This is a genomic window from Candidatus Leptovillus gracilis, from assembly GCA_016716065.1.
GTDB classification, from domain to species: domain Bacteria; phylum Chloroflexota; class Anaerolineae; order Promineifilales; family Promineifilaceae; genus Leptovillus; species Leptovillus gracilis.
The window spans coordinates 102,970-117,302 of sequence record JADJXA010000012.1; the positions used below are offsets into that span (position 1 = coordinate 102,970).

The 14,333-nt window shown below is 58.7% G+C and carries 16 protein-coding genes; 8 read left to right on the top strand and 8 right to left on the bottom strand.

What is annotated here, in order from left to right; all coding sequences use genetic code 11:
* Nucleotides 1-9: 9 nt before the first annotated feature.
* From IPM39_22400 to rfbF, 7 genes are all read right to left on the bottom strand, one after another.
* Nucleotides 10-354 carry an aspartate 1-decarboxylase gene (locus tag IPM39_22400; protein ID MBK8988789.1) on the bottom strand — a complete coding sequence of 115 codons (345 nt, stop codon included), beginning with the start codon at nt 352-354 and terminating at the stop codon, nt 10-12.
* A 16-nt stretch (nt 355-370) separates the two neighbouring features.
* Nucleotides 371-1,222 (bottom strand): pantoate--beta-alanine ligase, encoded by an 852-nt coding sequence (locus tag IPM39_22405; GenBank protein ID MBK8988790.1) that lies wholly within the window; start codon nt 1,220-1,222, stop codon nt 371-373.
* 1 nt (nt 1,223) lies between these two features.
* Nucleotides 1,224-2,255: a 2-dehydropantoate 2-reductase gene (locus tag IPM39_22410; protein MBK8988791.1), complete on the bottom strand. Its 1,032-nt coding sequence runs from the start codon at nt 2,253-2,255 to the stop codon at nt 1,224-1,226.
* 51 nt (nt 2,256-2,306) lie between these two features.
* Nucleotides 2,307-3,185 (bottom strand): 3-methyl-2-oxobutanoate hydroxymethyltransferase, encoded by an 879-nt coding sequence (panB, locus tag IPM39_22415; GenBank protein ID MBK8988792.1) that lies wholly within the window; start codon nt 3,183-3,185, stop codon nt 2,307-2,309.
* Between the two features lie 202 nt (nt 3,186-3,387).
* The gene (locus tag IPM39_22420) at nt 3,388-4,620 is read right to left on the bottom strand and encodes a class I SAM-dependent methyltransferase (protein MBK8988793.1); all 1,233 of its coding nucleotides are present in this window, start codon (nt 4,618-4,620) and stop codon (nt 3,388-3,390) included.
* Nucleotides 4,621-4,629: 9 nt separating this feature from the next.
* A complete protein-coding gene (locus IPM39_22425; protein MBK8988794.1) occupies nt 4,630-5,673 on the bottom strand; it encodes an SDR family oxidoreductase in 1,044 nt (347 codons plus the stop codon).
* Nucleotides 5,674-5,778: 105 nt separating this feature from the next.
* A complete protein-coding gene (gene rfbF / locus IPM39_22430) occupies nt 5,779-6,549 on the bottom strand; it encodes a glucose-1-phosphate cytidylyltransferase (GenBank protein ID MBK8988795.1) in 771 nt (256 codons plus the stop codon).
* A gap of 170 nt (nt 6,550-6,719) precedes the next feature.
* Here rfbF and IPM39_22435 point away from each other — a divergent pair, with 170 nt between their 5' ends.
* The 5 genes from IPM39_22435 (at nt 6,720) to IPM39_22455 (ending at nt 10,629) form a co-directional block, all read left to right on the top strand.
* Complete coding sequence (locus tag IPM39_22435) at nt 6,720-7,259, top strand: molybdenum cofactor biosynthesis protein MoaB (protein ID MBK8988796.1); 540 nt, start codon at nt 6,720-6,722, stop codon at nt 7,257-7,259.
* 82 nt (nt 7,260-7,341) lie between these two features.
* On the top strand, nt 7,342-7,761 hold the full coding sequence (locus IPM39_22440; protein MBK8988797.1) for a SufE family protein: 420 nt from the start codon (nt 7,342-7,344) through the stop codon (nt 7,759-7,761).
* Between the two features lie 28 nt (nt 7,762-7,789).
* Nucleotides 7,790-8,218 (top strand): protein tyrosine phosphatase family protein, encoded by a 429-nt coding sequence (locus tag IPM39_22445; GenBank protein MBK8988798.1) that lies wholly within the window; start codon nt 7,790-7,792, stop codon nt 8,216-8,218.
* 49 nt (nt 8,219-8,267) lie between these two features.
* Complete coding sequence (locus IPM39_22450; protein ID MBK8988799.1) at nt 8,268-8,900, top strand: LysE family transporter; 633 nt, start codon at nt 8,268-8,270, stop codon at nt 8,898-8,900.
* 187 nt (nt 8,901-9,087) lie between these two features.
* Nucleotides 9,088-10,629 carry a nitronate monooxygenase gene (locus tag IPM39_22455; GenBank protein MBK8988800.1) on the top strand — a complete coding sequence of 514 codons (1,542 nt, stop codon included), beginning with the start codon at nt 9,088-9,090 and terminating at the stop codon, nt 10,627-10,629.
* A gap of 61 nt (nt 10,630-10,690) precedes the next feature.
* On the opposite strand, the gene IPM39_22460 is transcribed toward IPM39_22455, so the two are convergent.
* Nucleotides 10,691-11,173: a DoxX family membrane protein gene (locus IPM39_22460; protein MBK8988801.1), complete on the bottom strand. Its 483-nt coding sequence runs from the start codon at nt 11,171-11,173 to the stop codon at nt 10,691-10,693.
* A gap of 203 nt (nt 11,174-11,376) precedes the next feature.
* Between IPM39_22460 and IPM39_22465 the strand changes: the two genes are divergently transcribed.
* Genes IPM39_22465 through IPM39_22475 form a run of 3 tightly spaced genes read left to right on the top strand, consistent with a single transcriptional unit; the run spans nt 11,377 to nt 14,314 of the window.
* Nucleotides 11,377-12,012, top strand: a complete 636-nt coding sequence (locus tag IPM39_22465) for a TetR/AcrR family transcriptional regulator (protein MBK8988802.1) — start codon at nt 11,377-11,379, stop codon at nt 12,010-12,012.
* A 27-nt stretch (nt 12,013-12,039) separates the two neighbouring features.
* A complete protein-coding gene (locus IPM39_22470; GenBank protein MBK8988803.1) occupies nt 12,040-13,173 on the top strand; it encodes an ABC transporter permease in 1,134 nt (377 codons plus the stop codon).
* Between the two features lie 19 nt (nt 13,174-13,192).
* Complete coding sequence (locus IPM39_22475; GenBank protein MBK8988804.1) at nt 13,193-14,314, top strand: efflux RND transporter periplasmic adaptor subunit; 1,122 nt, start codon at nt 13,193-13,195, stop codon at nt 14,312-14,314.
* The last annotated feature ends 19 nt before the right edge of the window (nt 14,315-14,333 follow it).

Consider the following 14,333-nt stretch of genomic DNA (forward strand, 5'->3'; position numbering starts at 1 on the left):
CGCCTAAGCTTACAAGTACCGCACAAACTTATTTTCTTTATCCACCAAGATCATCTTGGGGTTGGCAATAGGCTGGTCGCTCAGGGCGTAGCCCATAATGATAATTTCATCACCGGCGTGGATAAGGTGGGCGGCGGCCCCGTTCATGCAAATGATGCCGGAGTCGCGTTCCCCTTTGATGATATAGGTCTCCAGGCGCGCGCCGTTGGTATTGTCTACCACCTGCACTTTTTCGCCCGGCCACAGGCCAGCCTTGTCCAGCAAGGCTTCGTCTATGGTAATGCTGCCGACGTAATCGAGGTTGGCCTCAGTGACGGTAGCTTTATGAATTTTAGCGTGTAATACCCAGCGCATGGGTGTCAGTTTCTCCTTAATCGTCAATCGTCAACTGCCACAACATATTGTCTATGAGACGGGTGCGGCCGAAGAAAACGGCCGTAGACAACACCGCCGCCTCTTGTACCTCATCCAATTCAACCAACGTGCCCGGATGGGCCACGCTCAGGTAGTCCAGCCGGGCCAGCGGCTCGGCGGTGATCATGGCCTGCATCAGGGCGCGCAGTTCAGTGGCGTCGCGCGCGCCATCGTTAAGGGCTGCTGCTCCGGCGGCCAATGCCCGCGACAAAATGGTCGCCGCCGCCCGCTGCGCCGGGTCCAGGTACTTGTTGCGTGAACTCATCGCCAGCCCATCCGCCTCGCGCACCGTCGGGCAGACGACCATCTCCAGGTTGAAGTTGAGATCGGCCACCATTTGGCGCAAGACGGCCGTTTGCTGGTAATCCTTTTGCCCAAAATAAGCCCGCGTCGGCTGGAGGATGTTGAACAGCTTCGCCACAACAGTCGCCACACCGCGGAAATGGGTCGGGCGCGAGGCCCCTTCCAGCCGCCGCGTCACCTCCTCGACAGTGACATAAGTCTGGAAACCAGGCGGATACATGATGGTATCATCGGGCGTAAAGACCAGGTCGGTCCCGGCCGCTTCTAGTAAGGCCAGGTCACGCGGCAGGTCGCGGGGGTAGCTGCTCAGGTCTTCGGTCGGCGCAAACTGCGTCGGGTTGACATAGATGGTAACGGCCGTGAACTCATTTTCCGCGCGCGCGCGCTCCACCAGCGAGATATGCCCCTCGTGCAAATAACCCATCGTCGGGACCAATCCCCAAGTTGCGGCCGGGTTCTGCCAGCGTATCTGGCGTACTTCATGGATGTTATTGCTTACTCTCATGTTATCCTTTTGCTGCGGGCTGCGGGCCAGGATGCACGGGACCACGAATCCTCACTCCCTGATCCCTGGCCCCTGTCAGATCCACCACCAGCCCATCTACCTCTATTTTCCAATCGGTGATGGGCTGGCCGGCTTCGGCCGATTTGACCCAGCGCCAGAGTTGGATGTTGACGGGCGTGGGCACGCCAAACTGCTGCCCGGCTTTGATCACGGCGCCACAGATGGCCTCGATTTCTGTCTGGCTGCCGCGCCGGATGTCCTGAAGCATCGAAGAGTGGTTTTGCGCCGTCGCCTGGGCCACTTGCAGGGCGCGCTGCGCCGTGTCGGGGTATGGCAGTTGGATGCCCTGCGCGGCGGCGACAACGGCCGTTTCCCTGGCCGCCGCCATCATCACCAATTTTAAGGGTTCTTCCTCCGCCAACAAGCCATTGCGAATGCGCAGAACGGCCGTCAGCGGATTAATGGCCGCGTTCACCGCCAGTTTGCCCCAGACCAGCCCTTGCACGTCATAGACGATCTCCACGCTGAAACCGGCCGCCCGCAAACAACCCACCAGCGGCTCAAAAAAGATGTTGGCTGCCGCCCGCGCCAGACTGATGGGACCATCGCCAGCGGCGCGGACCATGCCCGGCCGCACCATCGTCGCCCCCAAAGAGGTAACGCCCTGGACCACCCGCCAGGCGCCATACGCCTGGGCCAGCGTATCCCAATTGCCCAGCCCATTTTGCAAGGTGACGATGAGGGTGTCCGTGTTGACCAGGGTGCGCAGGCGGCGCACGGCCGTACTGGTCTGGTAGCTTTTCACCAACACCAGGGCCACGTCCACCGGCGGCAGCAGCAGTGGTTCGTCGGTAGCCAGGAGGGGATGGGTGTGGGAACGGCCGTCAGCCTCCAGCAGCGTCAACCCCCCAGCTTCAATCGCGTCCAACTGCTCTGCCCAGGACCCGACCATCACCACGTCCGCCTGCTCGGCCAGCCGCAGCGCCATCAAGGAGGCCAACGCCCCTGTGCCGATAATGCCTATGCGTAACATGATTTTGCGAAAGTGGTTGGATAGTTGGTTGGCTTAACACCTATCCACCAACTATCCAACCTCACCATCCAGCAGCGCGAAAAAGTGGGCCAGTTCGTCTGCGGGCATGGTGAAGGTGTGGCTTTCCGCCGGGAATGTCTTATCGGCGACTTCCTGGCGATACTGCGCCAACGCCTGGCTGATTTGCGCGCCGATGTTGGCATATTGTTTGACAAATTTAGGCTGGAATTTGTCGAACAGACCAAGCAAATCGTGGTAAACCAACACCTGCCCATCGCAGCCAGCCCCCGCGCCAATGCCGATGGTGGGGATGTCTAACCGCCGACTGATTTCGGCGGCGACGGCCGCGGGCACAGCTTCCAGCACCAGGCTGAAACAGCCGGCCGCTTGCAAAGCCAGCGCGTCTTGGAGCAGGGCATAGGCGGTGACGGCCGTTTTGCCCTGCGCCTTGTGCCCGCCCAAACTGGTCGCCGACTGCGGCGTCAGGCCAATATGCCCCATCACCGGGATACCCACCCGCGTAATGGCCCGCACGCGGTCGGTGACGGCTCGCCCACCTTCCAACTTCACCGCCTCCATGCCACCTTCTTGCAAGAAACGGCCGGCGTTGCGTACTGCCTCCTTCACGCCAACCTGAAACGACATGAAAGGCATGTCGCCCACCAGCAAGGCGCTGCTTGCGCCGCGGGCCACCATACGGCCGTGGTGGAGCATAATCTCCATCGTCACCGGGTTGGTGCTGTCCAACCCCATCATCACCATCGCCAGCGAATCGCCGACGAGGATCATATCAATCTCCGCCTTATCCACCAGCAGCGCCGAAGAATAGTCGTAGGCAGTTAACATGGTGATGGGGTCGCCCTGCTGCTTTTTAGCGGCCAGCGCCGGGATTGTCACTTTGGGCCGTGTTTGGTCAGGCTGAGAACTCATAGTTACCTCTATTTTTCAGAACTGACAGATTTTCCGCAACCGCATCAGCTCTTTTGATACAGATTTTACCAAAATGCAGCGCTTCGGTAACTATAAAGACCCGAAGGGTTTGGGATACCCTTCGGGTCGGCGACAAAAGCAAAGGGTGCGCGTCCAGAGGATGCGCACCCTTTGCCGTTCATTTAGGTGTCTCCAGGACGGGTCAGCGAATTTCAGGGCGTGGGATGGGCACAATAAACTGCCCACCGGCGGCGCGATACGCTTCCTGCTGCTTCATGATTTCCGTGGCGAAGTTCCAGGCCAGCAGCAGCACGTAATCGGGCTGATCTTCCAGCAGTTTGGCGGGTGGGAATATCTCGAAGTGGTTGGCGCCCATGAAACGGCCGTGCTTATACGGATTCAGGTCCACCACATAGTCCACCAGCGCCTTGTCTATGCCGCAGTAAGCCAGCAGCGTTGTCGCCTTGGCCGCCGCGCCATAGCCCACGATGGAGCGCCCTTCCTGTTTCAGGCCGGTCAACAAACGCATGAGTTCTGTTTTCACCGCCGCCATACGGCCGGCAAAATCCAGGTAAAAGTCAATCCGGTCTACCTGGCGCTCTTTTTCCTGGGCCAGCAGGCGAAGGACAGATTCTTGCGGCCGTTCCACCGGTTCCACAAACAACCGCAGCGAGCCACCATGGATGGCGACCTGCTTCACGGCGTTCAGATACAGCCCATGTCGCCGGAACAGCCGGTCCAGCGCTGTCACCGAAAAATAGCAGAGGTGTTGGTGGTAGATGGTGTCAAACTCGCAGTGGTCTACCAAATCCACAACGTAGGGCGCTTCAATGACGGCCGTGCCATCCTCCTTGAGGATGGTGCGGATGCCGGTGACAAAACCATTCAAATCGGGCACGTGGGCCAGAACGTTGTTTGCCAGAAAGATGTCGGCGGCTTTGCCTTCAGCGCGGAACTGCGCCGCCAATTCTTGCCCGAAAAACGTGACCATCGTCGGAATCCCGGCGTCTATGGCCGCCTGGGCCGGCGCTTTGGCCGGGTCTACGCCCTGCACCGGGATGCCCGCCTGGGCAAAGTTTTTCAGCATGTAGCCGTCGTTGCTGGCGGCTTCGATCACCAGACTGGTCTCGTTCAGGCTGCGCTCGGCCATAATATCGGCGGCGCTGGCGGCGAAATGCCGCAGCAGGGAAGGGGACACGGAGGAAAAATAGGGGTATTCGGCGAAGAACAGGATTTCCGGGTCAATGGTCTCGCGGATTTGCGCCAGGGCGCACTCCTCGCAGAATACCAGGGTCAGGGGGGCCATTAATTCCGGCTCGTCGAGTTGGTCGCGGCGCAGCAGGCGGTCGGCCAGAGGGGTGAGGCCAAATTCGACGATGGTGCGCAGGCGGTCTGAACCACAAGCGCGGCAGGTGGTTTCGTTGGTATGAATCATGGTTGTTACCTACAGAGCCAGGTCGGGCTGCCGCCAGCGCAGGGTGTCGCTGAGACGCCCCGATGCCATTAACGCTTTGATGTGCTTCAGGCGGCGGTAGCGCGGGCCTTCAAACTCTTCCAATTCCAGGCCAACCTTCTGATAGGCGGCGTATAACTCTTCCGCTCCTTTTTTGGCCGTCCATTGGGGCTGGTAGCCGGGCAGGGTGTTAACAATTTTATCGCAGTTGACGCGGTAATTGCGTTTATCGGCGGTGGCGCCTTCGGCAAATTCGACGCGGCTGCCGGGGATGGTTTCGGCGACGATTTGGGCGATCTGGCGAATCTGGTAATTTTCGCTGGAACGGCCGACATTGAAGGCTTCGTTATGGACCAATTCGCGGGGCGCTTCCATGACAGCGATAAAAGCGCGGGACATGTCGCTGATGTGGACAATGGGACGCCAGGGCGTGCCATCGCTTTTCAGGTAGACCAGACCAGTGGTGAAGGCCCAGGCGGCCAGGTTGTTCAGCACCAGGTCGAAGCGCAGGCGCGGCGAGACGCCGTAGGCGGTGCCGCTGCGCAGGAAGGTGGGGCTGAAGTTGTCATCGGCCAGTTTGGCGACGTCTTGTTCGACCATGACTTTGGAACGGCCGTAAGGTGTTACCGGGTTAAACGCCGAAGACTCATCCAGCCAGTCAGTAACGCCCGCGCCGTAATTGCTGCACGAGGAAGAGAAAATGAAGCGCTGCACGCCCACTGCCTTAGCCATCTCCGCCAGACGGACAGAGGCGTGATGGTTAATGTCGTAGGTCAATTCAGGGTTCAGGTCGCCCAATGGATCGTTGGACAGCCCGGCCAGATGGATGATGGCGTCAAAGCCTTCCAGGTCGGCCATTTGGATGTCGCGGACGTCCTTGTTAATTTCGGGATAATTGCGCTGTGTGTCTTCACCGAAGGTGGAACCTTCGTACAAATTGGTGTCCAGACCCACAACATCATGATTGGCGGCGATCAACATAGGCATCATTACGGTGCCTACATAGCCATTATGTCCGGTAACTAATACACGCATATGTCACTTCCTATTATGAGAGGGTATATTCTGACAGACAAGCAGAAACAGTTATAAAAAATAAAAGCGCACAATAGTCTGAACAACTGTTGTACGCTGAATGGATTAGTCCCAAACCTTCCAGGGTGGGTTTTTACTCTGCCACAGGGTCTCTAAAATATGCTTTTCGCGTAAGGTGTCCATACATTGCCAGAAGGATTCATGTTTGTAGGCCATCAACTGCCCTTCCTCGGCCAGACGGGCCAGCGGTTCTTGCTCGAACATCATTTCGTCGCCGTCAATGTACTCGAATACCTCTGGTTCCAGGACAAAAAAAGCGCCGTTGATCCAGCCTTCGGCCGTTTGCGGTTTTTCCTGGAAGCGGACGATGCGGTCGCCGTCAAATTCCAGATGTCCATAACGCGCGGGTGGGCGCACGGCCGTCATTGTTGCCAATTTGCCATGCGCACGATGAAATTCTAACAGGCGGTGCAAATTGACGTCTGAAACGCCATCGCCCCAGGTGAGCATAAAGGTCTCGTCGCCAATGTAAGGCTGCAACCGTTTGATCCGGCCGCCAGTCATGGTATCGTGGCCGGTATCAATCAGCTCCACTACCCAATCTGGATGATATTGGTCGTGGGACCGAACCTGACCGCTGCGAAAATCTACCGTCAGGCTGCTGCCTAACGACAAATAATCTACCATGTACTTCTTCAGGACCTCGCCTTTGTAACCAAGGGCAACCACAAAATCTTTGAAGCCATAATGTGCATAGTGCATCATGATGTGCCAGATAATGGGATTGTCGCCAATCTCGACCATGGGTTTGGGTTTCAATGTGGTTTCCTCTGAGAGACGGGTCCCCTTGCCACCGGCTAAAATACCTACTTTCATTGGAACTCCCTTATGCGTGTCGCGCCGGACGCGCCGACGCTGCGCCTTATGCTGTGTTTGACGGCATGGTAGATGACGTGAGTTACGAATCGTCTTACGCGGCGTTGGCGGCGAGTTGAGGCGTCGGGCGTTTCGCAGGTTAGGCACAATGCTGCTAAAATGGGGCAATGATGGAAACGAATTTGTCCCACACGAACAAATCGGCCAGCACGGCCGTTCACAAAGCGCAGGCCGCCGCCGGAGGTCCGGTTCCGGTGGCAATTGTCACCGTCAGCGACAGCCGCACCCCGGAGACGGACGTGAACGGCCGCTATTTGCGCGCCCAGGTTGAGGCTGCCGGGCATGTGGTAGCTGCGTATCATCTGATTAAAGATGAACCGGCGCAGGTAACGGCCGTACTCGATGAACTTGCCGCCGGCCCGGCCCGCGTGGTCCTCTTCAACGGCGGCACCGGCATCGCCCCCCGCGACACTACCTTCGACGTGTTGGACCACAAGTTGGAGAAACGAATGCCCGGTTTTGGCGAATTATTCCGCATGTTAAGCTGGTCAGAAGTCGGCGCGGCGGCCATGTTGTCGCGGGCGACGGCCGGCGTTTACCGCAATACCCTTATCTTTTCCACCCCTGGCTCACCCAATGCCGTGCAATTGGCCTGGGAAAAACTCATTGCCCCCGAATTGCAGCACATGGCCTGGGAAATGGTGCGGTAGTTGATAGTTGACAGTTGGGAGTTGCTAATGAAGACGCCCAACTACCTGCTACCAACTATCAACTACCAACTACCAACTTCTTATGATGACCCCTGAAGCAATACTGGAAGATTTTAACTGGCTGGAAACATGGGATGACCGGTATGGTTATCTCGTTGATTTGGGCCGCGATCTGCCGCCCATGGCGGCGGCCGACAAGACGGAAGAGACGCGGATTGAGGGCTGCCAAAGCGGCGTATGGATTAAGATGACGCCAGAAGGCGCGCCGCCAATGTTGTCGTTTGTCGGCGACAGCGATTCGGCCATCGTCAAAGGGTTGGTGGCGATTGTGTTGGCGTTGGTGAACGGCCGTTCGCCTCAGGCTGTTCTGGACTTAGACATTCCCGGCTTTTTTGAGCAGCTTAAACTAGAAAAGCACCTCAGCCCGACGCGCAAAACGGGTCTGAACGAGATGGTGAAAACGATTCGGCAAAAGGCGGCCATTCTCGCCGAAAGGTCATAATCTTCTCGTGCCTCCAGATATAAGCCATATCTACAATTTTTACCGCCTGGACGACCGGGTCGCCTGCGCCGGGCAGCCCCAGGCCGATGACTTTGCGCGGATTAAGGAAGCGGGTTATGAAGTAGTCTTTAACCTGGCGCCGGCCGATTCTTCCCACGCGCTGCACGACGAACAGGCTGTTGTTGCCGGACAAGGTCTGGCATACGTTCACATCCCCGTCATCTGGGACGCGCCCCAACGCCGCGACTTCGCCTTGTTTTGCCAGGCGATGCAGGCCCATGACGGCCGTAACCTCTTCATCCACTGCATCGCCAACATGCGTGTATCGGCATTCCTTTACCTGTATCAGCGCACTCAGGGCGTGCCCGAAAAGACGGCCCGCCAGGTATTAGATGCCATCTGGCAGCCCAACCCCACCTGGCAGGCGTTCATCAACCATGTTTTAGCCGAGGTGTAGCGGCTGTTTATTCTGGCAACGGCCGTCACGCACGCTTAACATCCGCCCCATGGACAACCCACTTTTCTGGCAAGGATTGCTCTTTGGCGTGGGCATCGCTGCCCCAGTGGGGCCGATTGGCGTCCTGACCATCCGCCGCACGCTCACCGAAGGGCTGCTCATTGGCCTGCTCACCGGCCTTGGCGCAGCCACCGCCGACGCTTTGTATGGCAGTGTGGCGGCGCTGGGGTTAACGGCCGTTTCCAATTTCCTCATCCAATACCAGACCTGGCTCCGTCTCGGCGGCGGCCTCTTCCTTTTGTACCTCGGCCTCAAAACGCTCCGCCTACCCGCCGCCACCAACGCGCCACAATCCGCCGCCTCAAATCCCAAATCGCAAATCGCCTTACTCCACGCCTATACCACCACGCTCTTCCTCACCCTGTCCAACCCGGTGACGATTTTGTCTTTTACGGCCGTGTTCGCCGGTTTCGGTTTGGGCAGCCAGACTCATGGAGCCGGGGCAGGCGTCCAACTGGTGTTGGGCGTGTTCCTCGGCTCCGCCCTGTGGTGGCTGACGCTCTGTTTGGCAGTAACGGCCGTGCGCGCCCGTCTCTCCCCCACTGTTTTCCGCCTTATCAACCTGGCCTCCGGCCTCATCCTCATCGGTTTCAGCCTCGCCCTCCTCTTCACCGGTCTGTAAGGCGATCCGGTCGGCGGTCAGCTATTAGGCAATCCCCCAACGCCCTGTTATACTGTGCCCACAAGCAATGCCGAGACAGAAAGACGTTTCCTACACCCCTCCTCTTCTGGACCGTACATTCATCGCTCCCACTTCCCGCTTAAATTATTCCTGTTTCTCCTGGCTAAAAGCCAAAGGCAAATAATTCATGAAACATCTTGAAGATATAAAGCTCATTCAAGGCGGCATGGGAGTGCATGTGTCCAATTGGCGGCTGGCCCGGACGGTCGCCATGCAGCGACCCGGCGTCACCGTAGGCACTGTTTCCGGCACAGCGTTGGATGTGGTCTACGTGCGGCTGCTGCAATTGGGCGACCCCGGCGGCCACGCCCGACGCGCCCTCCAGTCCCTCGACGACACATTTGGCGTGACCATCGGCCGTAAAATCCGCGACCGCTATTTCATCGAAGGCGGCAAAGCGCCCGGCGACCGGTTCCGCAGCGCGCCAATGCAAATCATTCACACCCACGATGAACGCAAAACTTTCCCCATGCCCAACGGCGCGGCCGCGATGGTCCCGCTCAAGTTGGACGACGACATCATCGAACTGCTTATCGCCACCGGTTTTGTGGAAGTCTGGTTGGCGAAAGAGGGGCACAGCGGCAAGATATTCATCAACTTTCTCAACAAGATTGAACTGCCGCTGATTTACGTGATGTACGGGGCCATGTTGGCCGGCGTGGATGGCGTCATCGTCGGCGCGGGCAACCCGGAGGGGCTGCCGGCCCTGTGCCAGCAGTTGGCGCAGCACACCCCGGTGGCCCACGAAATCTCGGTGTTATACCGCGAAACCGGCGAAGAATTTGCCATCGCTTTTGACCCTCAACAAGTGGCGGAGGGTAGATTGACGACACGGCCGTTAACCACCCCCGCCTTCCTCGCCATCGTCTCGCTAGAAGACCTGGTCAAAGTGCTGGCCGAAAGCAAAACCGCGCCGCCCGACGGTTTCATCATCGAACACCATACGGCCGGCGGCCACAACGCCAGCCCGCTTGGTCCCCTGGTCCGCGACACGCTGGGCCAACCCATCTACGGCGCCCGCGACGAAGCCAACCTGTCGGCCATCCGCGCCGTCGGCATTCCCTTTTGGCTGGCCGGGGGGTATGGCAGCCACGCAAAATTGCAAGAAGCGCTGGCCGCCGGGGCCAACGGCGTGCAGGTAGGCACTGTGTTCGCCCTGGCCGAAGAATCGGGCATGAAGCCCGAATACCGCTCAGCCATCCTGGCCGCCCTGAAAAACGGCGTAGACGACGCCGACCTGGTGCGCACCACCACCTTCTCGCCCACCGGTTTTTCTTTCAAAGTCGTCCAACTTCAGGACACCCTCTCGGAAGCAGAGGTCTACGAAAGTCGCAAGCGCGTCTGCGATATTGGCATGTTACAGCAGCGCGGCTTCAACAAACCCGACGAGCATGGTGAGCGCACGCTCTTCCAACGCTGCCCGGCCGGCCCCATTGAAACCTACATCAACAAACGCGGCCTGGAGCGCAATACCGACGAGCGACGCTGCCTGTGCAACGGCCTGCTGTCCAGCGTGGGTCTGGGCCAGGTAAAAGAAATCCAGGGTGAACTGGTGGAAGAACCAGCCATCGTCACCCTGGGCAACCATCTGGACGGCATACGCCGCCTTTCTCGCCAGGGGCAGACCCATTACTACGTTCAGGATGTAGTAGCCGACATTTTAGGTTAGCGGGCCATACCCCGCGGGCCATACCCTGCGGGCCATACCCCGCGGGCCATACCCGGCGCGGCTATTCCCGGCGCGGTTCCGGCTCCAGGTAGCCGCCGCGCACCGTGCCCCCCAACACAATCCCGGCCGTCACCAACACCAGATTCTTGATGATGTACTGTCCCTCCAGAGTCAGGCCAAACGGGAACGAAGTCCAAACCGCCTCCGGCAGCATCAACAGCGGCAGCGTCGTGCCGGGCATCTGCAAGAACAACAGCAGCAGCGTCAATCGCATCGGACGGCCCAGCAACAGCCCTACCCCAATCGCCATCTCCCATACCGCCAATACCGGGATAAACAAATCGGGATCAACAAAAAAGATGGTCTGCCGGACCAACTCTTCGGCCGGGCTAAGATTAGGGATCAACTTGAGCGCCCCAAACCAGAAGAAAATAACGCCCAGACCAATGCGCAGCAGCGTCAGGCCATGACGCGCCATCCAACGGGTGATATTTAAATCAAGCTCATCGAACCGCTTGTCAAACATGTGGTTCTTCATCAACATGGCGCTGTCTCCTATTTTTATTATATTTGTGATAATTTGCACAATAATGCCTAAATTATAACCCGCCCGCCGCCACGCGCCACAACCAAAAGAGTAGTTTGGGCAGCCGATTTAGGCAGCTCTCACCTACCCGTTTGGGTAGATTTGGTTCTTGACTGAACGTTCAATCAAGTATATTATGCAGGCAGCACAAAGAGTCGGGCATGAAACATCACCCATGCAATGGAGCAGGCATGAGCCAGGAAAGCGACCGCCGCCAACAGATTTTAGACGCCGCTTTTGCTGAGTTTGCCGCCAAAGGGTTTAAAGGCGCGACCATCAAAAGCATTGCCCGCGCCGCCGGGCTGCAATCGCCTTCCCTGATCTATTGGTACTTCCCCACCAAAGAAGAGCTGTTTCAGGCCATGCTGCAAGCGCGCCTGCACCTGTTTCAGGTGATCAGCCAAAGCGCCGCACTGCTGGACCAGCCGCCGCAAGAAGTGCTGCCCCAAATTGCCACCGCCTATCTGGACATTACCAACCAGCCAGAAATAAACACCATGGCCAGGTTGGTTTTTTCCGAAGTTGTGACTCGGCCGGAAATTGCCGACGTGTTCGCTACCCGCTTCATCCAGCAAATATTGGAATTTCTCAAAACGTATCTGAATCATCAGATTGATTTGGGGCATTTGCGGCCCCACGATACCCGCGCCAGCGCCCGCGCCTTCATCGGCATGATGCTGCCGCAGATGCTCAGTTTTCTTTTATTTCCGTCTTTGCGCAGCGATGGCCTGAGCAATGAAACCCATGTTGCTACGGCCGTAGAAATTTTCCTTTCCGGGCTGTGGCCTGAACCATAAACCGCAGCGGCTGGCCCAAGTGCCCCCATGTTCAACTCTCGTCTACGCTCTCTGATTCGCAAGGAATTTATCCAAATTGCCCGAGACCCGCGCACCCTGGCGCTGACCTTTCTGCTGCCGGTGATCCAGCTATTCCTGTTAGGCTACGCCGCCACCAACGACGTACGCAACGTGCCGCTGGCGGTGTTCGACCAGGACAAAAGCCGCGCCTCGCGCGAACTGTTGGACGCATACCGGGCGGCCGATTATTTCCAGATTGGCTACGATGTGCAGTCTGAAGAGGAATTGCGGCAGTTGATCGAAAACAATTCGGCGCGGGCCGGGATGATTATTCCGCCCGATTATGGCGCACGCTTGGCGGGGCAACGGCCGTCACAAGTCGCCTTCATCATAGACGGGTCCGATCCCACCGTCGCCGGGACCGCGTTGGCCGCCGCCACCCTCATCGCCCAGTCCAAAGCCACCGAGCTGGCCGTGCAAAGGCTGGCGCTGCGCGGCCTGGCCGGGGCCTTACAGCCGGCCGTCGAAGTGCGCACCCAGGTCTGGTACAACCCCGATCTCGTCAGCGCCTACTTCATGATCCCCGCCCTCATCGGCATGATTTTGCAATTCCTGGCGATCATGCTCACCGCCACCGCCATCGTGCGCGAGCGCGAACAGGGGACCATCGAACAGCTCATCGTCACCCCCATTCGCTCCCTAGAACTGGTGGTGGGTAAGGTCACGCCCTACGTGCTGCTGGCCTTTTTCGACATGATCGAGGTGCTGATCGCCGGGGTTCTTATTTTTGGGATGCCAATTAACGGCAGCATTCCCCTGCTGTTGGCGCTTTCTTGCCTGTTTATCATCACGTCGTTGGGCATCGGCATCTTCATCTCCACCGTCGCCAAAACGCAGCAAGAAGCGCTGCTGTTGACTATGTTTACCCTGCTGCCATCGGTCTTTCTGTCCGGTTTTTTATTTCCACTGGCTGCCATGCCGCCGGTGCTGCAAGGGATAAGCTACATGGTTCCGCTGCGCTATTTTTTGATCATTGCCCGTGGCATCGTTCTCAAGGGCGTCGGCTTCGAGGCGCTGGTTTCCGAAGTGGTCGCTCTGACGATCTTTGCCATCGTCATTATGGCCGCGGCCGCGGGGCGCTTCCGCAAGCGGTTGGATTAGGTTCTATCACGAGGCTGTTATGAGTCACAAACCATCTTTGATTGTGCGGATTGTTGTCGTGCTGGCGCTGGTCAGCGTGGGCGTGTATTGGTTTTTTGTGGCGCGGCAAACAGAAGCCAACGGCCGTCTCACCGCCGCCGGTACAATTGAAGTGGCCGAGGTCGCCATCGCCCCTGAACAGGGCGGGCGCGTCGCCGAGGTGCTGGCCGACGTGGGTGAAAACGTGATCGCCGGGCAGCCGTTGGTACGCCTGGATACCGCTTTGTTGGCCGGCCAACTGGCCCAAGCGCAGGCGCAGCATGCCGCCGCCCAGGCCAACTACGCCATGCTGGCCGCCGGACCCACTGCCGCGCAGCTTTCCGCCGCCACGGCCGCCGTGCGCCGCGCCCAGGCGCAGCTAGACGCCCTCAACGAACAAGTGGACACGGCCGTAACGCAGCGCGACGACATCAACAGCCAGATCGAGGACATTGAGCAGCAGATTGCCACCGCCGCCAGCGGTCAGCCAGCCAACGCCGCGGCCCAAAGCGCGTTGAACGGGTTGGCGATGCAGTTGATGCTGGCGCAGCAGGCGCAAACGGCCGTTAGCAATCAAATCCAACTCCTCAACAACCAGATCACCGTCGCCGAAAGCGGCGTAGACGCGGCCCAGGCGCAGCTGGACCTGCTGCAAGCCGGGGCCAGACCAGAACAACTGGCCGCCGCCCAGGCCCAGGTGGACGCCGCCCAGGCAACCATCAACCTGATAGAGGCGCAAATCGCCCGCCAAACGCTCATCGCGCCGGTGGATGGCGTGGTGCTGGCGCGGGCCATCGCCGCCGGTGAAGTGGCCCTGCCCGGCGCGGCGCTGCTGCGGCTGGGCCAGATGGACGATCTGACGATGACTGTGTTTGTGCCCGAAGACCGGTATGGCCGCATTATGTTGGGGCAAACGGCCGTCATCACCGTAGACTCGTTTCCCGGCGCAACGTTCAGCGGCGTGGTGCGCCACATCGCCGACCGGGCCGAATTTACGCCGCGCAATGTGCAAACGGCCGAAGGGCGCGCCTCGACAGTGTTCGCTATTGAACTAGACGTGCAAGACAACGGCGGCAAACTGAAACCAGGCATGCCCGCCGATGTGGATTTTGGCGAATCGTAGTAACTGCACACATGGCAAC

Bases quoted from the DNA above. Each gene is read 5' to 3' on its own strand.
- IPM39_22475 (MBK8988804.1), top strand. From the start codon at position 13,193: ATGAGTCACAAACCATCTTTGATTGTGCGGATTGTTGTCGTGCTGGCG.
- rfbF (MBK8988795.1), bottom strand. From the start codon at position 6,549: ATGAAAGTAGGTATTTTAGCCGGTGGCAAGGGGACCCGTCTCTCAGAG.
- panB (MBK8988792.1), bottom strand. From the start codon at position 3,185: ATGAGTTCTCAGCCTGACCAAACACGGCCCAAAGTGACAATCCCGGCG.
- IPM39_22405 (MBK8988790.1), bottom strand. From the start codon at position 1,222: ATGAGAGTAAGCAATAACATCCATGAAGTACGCCAGATACGCTGGCAG.
- IPM39_22465 (MBK8988802.1), top strand. From the start codon at position 11,377: ATGAAACATCACCCATGCAATGGAGCAGGCATGAGCCAGGAAAGCGAC.
- IPM39_22435 (MBK8988796.1), top strand. From the start codon at position 6,720: ATGGAAACGAATTTGTCCCACACGAACAAATCGGCCAGCACGGCCGTT.
- IPM39_22440 (MBK8988797.1), top strand. From the start codon at position 7,342: ATGATGACCCCTGAAGCAATACTGGAAGATTTTAACTGGCTGGAAACA.
- IPM39_22420 (MBK8988793.1), bottom strand. From the start codon at position 4,620: ATGATTCATACCAACGAAACCACCTGCCGCGCTTGTGGTTCAGACCGC.
- IPM39_22455 (MBK8988800.1), top strand. From the start codon at position 9,088: ATGAAACATCTTGAAGATATAAAGCTCATTCAAGGCGGCATGGGAGTG.
- IPM39_22450 (MBK8988799.1), top strand. From the start codon at position 8,268: ATGGACAACCCACTTTTCTGGCAAGGATTGCTCTTTGGCGTGGGCATC.
- IPM39_22460 (MBK8988801.1), bottom strand. From the start codon at position 11,173: ATGTTGATGAAGAACCACATGTTTGACAAGCGGTTCGATGAGCTTGAT.
- IPM39_22410 (MBK8988791.1), bottom strand. From the start codon at position 2,255: ATGTTACGCATAGGCATTATCGGCACAGGGGCGTTGGCCTCCTTGATG.
- IPM39_22425 (MBK8988794.1), bottom strand. From the start codon at position 5,673: ATGCGTGTATTAGTTACCGGACATAATGGCTATGTAGGCACCGTAATG.
- IPM39_22470 (MBK8988803.1), top strand. From the start codon at position 12,040: ATGTTCAACTCTCGTCTACGCTCTCTGATTCGCAAGGAATTTATCCAA.
- IPM39_22400 (MBK8988789.1), bottom strand. From the start codon at position 354: ATGCGCTGGGTATTACACGCTAAAATTCATAAAGCTACCGTCACTGAG.